The sequence below is a fragment of the Actinomadura soli genome (assembly GCF_005889715.1).
GTDB lineage: Bacteria > Actinomycetota > Actinomycetes > Streptosporangiales > Streptosporangiaceae > Spirillospora > Spirillospora soli.
Genome location: NZ_VCKW01000450.1, coordinates 1 through 3,908, shown reverse-complemented (window position 1 = coordinate 3,908; position 3,908 = coordinate 1). Strand labels below are relative to the sequence as shown.

Annotated in this window: 7 protein-coding genes; all 7 read right to left on the bottom strand. The window is 77.4% G+C overall.

Annotated elements, in window-relative coordinates:
- The coding region (locus tag ETD83_RS40365) for a complex I subunit 5 family protein (protein ID WP_205718167.1) at positions 1–1,331 on the bottom strand (1,331 nt) is incomplete at its 3' end.
- A complete protein-coding gene (locus tag ETD83_RS40360; RefSeq protein WP_138650523.1) occupies positions 1,328–1,681 on the bottom strand; it encodes a sodium:proton antiporter in 354 nt (117 codons plus the stop codon). The genes ETD83_RS40360 and ETD83_RS40365, both read right to left, overlap by 4 nt.
- On the bottom strand, positions 1,678–2,424 hold the full coding sequence (locus ETD83_RS40355; protein WP_138650522.1) for an MnhB domain-containing protein: 747 nt from the start codon (positions 2,422–2,424) through the stop codon (positions 1,678–1,680). The genes ETD83_RS40360 and ETD83_RS40355 overlap by 4 nt, the downstream gene beginning before the upstream one ends.
- A complete protein-coding gene (locus ETD83_RS40350) occupies positions 2,421–2,789 on the bottom strand; it encodes a DUF4040 domain-containing protein (protein WP_230421515.1) in 369 nt (122 codons plus the stop codon). The genes ETD83_RS40355 and ETD83_RS40350 overlap by 4 nt, the downstream gene beginning before the upstream one ends.
- Complete coding sequence (locus ETD83_RS40345) at positions 2,786–3,124, bottom strand: monovalent cation/H(+) antiporter subunit G (RefSeq protein ID WP_138650521.1); 339 nt, start codon at positions 3,122–3,124, stop codon at positions 2,786–2,788. Before ETD83_RS40345 ends, ETD83_RS40350 begins: the two co-directional genes overlap by 4 nt.
- Before the next feature lie 13 nt (positions 3,125–3,137).
- Positions 3,138–3,404 (bottom strand): monovalent cation/H+ antiporter complex subunit F, encoded by a 267-nt coding sequence (locus ETD83_RS40340; protein ID WP_205718166.1) that lies wholly within the window; start codon positions 3,402–3,404, stop codon positions 3,138–3,140.
- A partial coding sequence (locus ETD83_RS43325; RefSeq protein ID WP_205718165.1) for a hypothetical protein occupies positions 3,401–3,908 on the bottom strand: 508 nt, incomplete at its 5' end. The genes ETD83_RS40340 and ETD83_RS43325, both read right to left, overlap by 4 nt.

The window sequence follows — 3,908 nt, the reverse complement described above, 5'->3', positions numbered from 1 at the left end:
GCGGGGGCGCCGCGCCACACCACGAGCCACACGCGCAGGACGGCGCCGGCGGTGAGCGCGGACGCGGCGACCGACAGCGGCGTGTACCACCACCAGCCGGCCGCGAGGGCGGCGTGCTCGGTGACCGCGTGCCCGGCGAACAGCCCGGACGGCGGCAGCCCCGCCAGGCACAGCCCGCCGGCCAGGAACGTGATGCCGGTGACGGGCATGCCGCGGCCGCGGCCGCGTCCGCGCAGCTCGCGGGTGTCGACGGTCTCGTGCCGGTTGAGCAGGGCCCCGGCGCCCAAGAACAGCGCGCCCTTCACCCCGGCGTGCCCGGCGAGGTAGTAGGCGGTGCCGGCGAGCGCGCCGGGCGTCGCGGCGGCCACGCCGACCAGCAGCAGCCCGGCGTGGCTGATGGTGGAGTAGGCCAGCAGCCGTTTGACGTGGTGCTGCAGCACGCACATCACGGCGCCGACGAGCGCGGCGGCGGCGCCGAGGACGGCGATGGCGCGCAGCGGGACCAGGCCGGGGAACACCGCCCAGTACGTCCGCGCGACCCCGTACACGCCGAGTTCGACCATGACGCCGGAGAACAGGACGCAGACGGGGGTGGGCGCGACGGCGTGGGCGTCGGCGAGCCAGAAGTGGAACGGGACGGCGGCGGCCTTGACCAGGTAGCCGGTGCAGATCAGCACGAACGCGGCGGTGACCAGCGCGTCGGCGTCCCCGGCCCCTGGCCCTGCGCCGGGCGCGGCGCCGGTGAGGTGGCGTCCGGCGGCGGCCAGGCCGAGCTGCCCGGTGCGGCCGTAGACCAGCGCGATCCCGGCGAGGGTGAGGTAGGCGCCGATCGACTGGACGATCCCGAAGTTCAGCGCGCCGTGGACGGTGGCGGGCTCCTCGGACCGGTATCCGGTCAGCGCGAACGCCACCACGCTCATCAGCTCGAAGAACACGAACGCGTCGAACAGGTCGCCGGTGTAGGTGAACGCGCACATCGACGCCAGGAACAGCAGCACCAGGGCGTGGAAGATCGCCTGGATCTCGGTGAAGTACCGCCAGGAGAACGCCAGCGCGGCCAGGGTGAGCGCGGCGGCGACGCAGGCGAGCGCGGCGGCGAGCGGGTCGGCGGCCAGCGGGATCCCGACGCCGGTGCCGGGGCCCCAGCCGCCGAGCCACACGACCTGCGGGTCGTGGGCGGAGCGGGCGAGGGTGAGCGCGGTGAGCGCGGTGACGGCGGCGGCGGTGGCGAGGGCCGCGACGTCGACGGCCAGGCGCGGCAGCCACCGCCCGGTGGCGGCCAGCAGCGCGGCGACCAGGACGGGCAGCGCGACGGTGAGCTGCAGGATCACGATTCGAGGGAGCGCAGGGCGCCGGGGTCCAGGGTGCCGCGCCGCCGGGCGACCTGGACGGCCAGGGCGAGCAGCAGCGCGGTGACGGTGGCGCCGACGACGATGTCGGTGAGGGCCATGGCCTGCACGACGGGGTCGGTGACGGGCCCGCCCGCGGGCGGCGGGGGCCGGTCGGAGAACACCGGCGCGGTGGCGCCGGACCGGTACCCGATGGCCAGCAGCAGCACGTAGGTGCCGGACTGGGTGACCGACAGGCACACCACGGCGTGGATGAGGTCGCGGCTGGTGACGATCCCGTAGACGCCGACGAGCATGATCCAGCCGGCGGTCAGGTAGGGCAGGACGCTCACGGCGGCTCCCGGGGATCACCGGCGGCGCGGGCGCCCGGGCGGGCGGCGGGGCCGGTTTCGCGGACGAGGAGGGCCTGCTCGAAGAACTTGCCGAGCAGCAGGACCAGCGCGCAGCCGACCTCGGTGCCGACGGCGCCGTTGAGGGCGGGCACCCGCCCGGTCGCGGCCCAGCCGGCGGCGGCCAGCGCCAGGACGACGAACGCGGCGGCGGCGACGGCCTCGGCGGTCTCGAACAGCGGGATGGGCCGCAGCCGCCGCAGCGCCGGGTAGTCGCCCGCCAGGTACAGCAGGTGGATGGCGGTGCCGAGGACGACACCGCCCTGGAACCCGCCGCCGGGGGACTGGTGCCCGTGCGCGACGATGTACACCCCGGCGGCGAGGGTGACGGGCAGCAGCAGGTACCCGATGGTCCGCAGCGCGTCGGGCACCTCGGCGGGCCCGTGCCGGTGCGAGCCGCCGGCGTCCTGCTCCTCTTGGCGCACGGCGCGCAGCAGCACGACGGCGGCGACCGCGGCCGACAGCAGGATGAGCTCCTCGCCGAGGGTGTCGAAGGCGCGCTGGTCGAAGGTGACCGACGCGACGGCGTTGGGGGTGCCCTGCGCGGCGGCCTGGCGGACGGCGCGGTCGGCGTAGGGGTGCAGGGCGCCGCCGAAGGCGGGCAGGCCGAGGGCCCCGGCGGTGAACAGCGCGGCGGTCCCGGCGGCGCCGGACCCGAACAGGGTGACGCGGGTGCGGGCCTTCACCGCCGCGTCTCCTTCTCCGCTCCCCGGTGGCCGGTGTCGCGGTGGCCGGTGTCGCGGTGGCGGCGGGTGGCGTGCAGGGCCAGGACGACGATGAGCGGCAGCAGGACCGTCCCGACGCCGATCTGTGACATGGCGACGTCGGGGGCCTGCAGGATGAGGAACAGCAGGCCGAGGACCAGCCCGTATCCGGACAGCACGATCGCCTGCCGGACGGTGCCGCGCGTCAGCACGACCGCGGTCGCCATGAGCGCGGCCAGGGCGAGCGCGAGGCAGATGAGGGCGTCGGCCAGCGGCCCGGACAACGCGTCCATCGCCCGCCCGTCCAGGGCGGGCGCATACGACGTGACGGCGGTCAGGGTGGTCACGGCGGGTTCACTCCCGTCCCCTTTCCGGTTCCCTCGGGCGGGGCGTGCGCCCGGCCGGCGGTGCGCTCGACGGCCTGCCCGGCGGTGACGACGGTGGCGGGCCCGGTCGCGGCGAGCAGCACGGCGATGACGGCGAGCTTGGCGACGTCGTGCCACGACGACCAGGGCCGCAGCGCCGTCCCGGCGATGAGCAGCGGCGCGGCCAGCACGGTGATGGGCGCGGCGGCGTGCAGGCGGGCGGCGGCGCCGCGGGTGCCGGCCAGCCGCATCCCGGCGGCCACCGCGACGGCGGCTCCGGCCCAGGTCAGCGCGTCGGCGAGCAGGTCGAGGGTCATCGGCGCCCCCGGCTCACAGCGTCCGGCCGAGGAACCGCGCGAACACCAGCGACCCGGCGAACGACAGCAGCGCCAGCACCAGCGCGACGTCGAGGTAGGCGGGACGGCCGTAGGCGGCGGCGAGCAGGACGAGGACCAGGGTGACCAGCGGCCCGGTGACGATCAGCCCGGCGAGGCGCCCGGCGGGGCGGCCGTGCAGGGTGGCCAGCAGCGCCGGCAGCAGCGCGCCGGCCATGACCGCCAGGGCGGGCACCGCGGTGTTCAGCACGTCGGTCGTCACGACCGCTCCCCGGCGGGGCCGGCGACCAGCCCGGCGTCGCGCAGGCGCCGCTCGAACCGGGACGGCCCGGGGGCGAGGCGGTGCACGCGCAGCAGCCCGCGTCCGGGGTCGACCGCGCCGACGTAGGCGCCGGGGGAGGTGGACACCAGCAGCGTCGCGGTGCCGCGGGCGGCGGGTCCGGGGGCGACGGCCAGGTCCGTCCAGCGCCCGCCGGTCGCGCCGCGCACGGTGATGCGGGCGGTGTCGGCGGCGATCTGGCCGGGCAGCAGCGCCAGCGCGGGCAGGAGCCGCGCGGGCGGGACGGCCGGCCGGGCGTGCCCACGGCCGGGGCCGGGGGTGGCCAGGGCGCGGCGTCCGGCGACCGCGGCGGCAGCGCAGGCGGCGGCCGTCACGGCCCCGACGGTGATCTCGGTGACGGTGATGCTCGACGCCAGCGCGAGGTATCCGGCCAGCAGCACCGTCCACCAGGCGAGGGGCTCGGCGGCGCGCCGCGCGGGCCCGGGC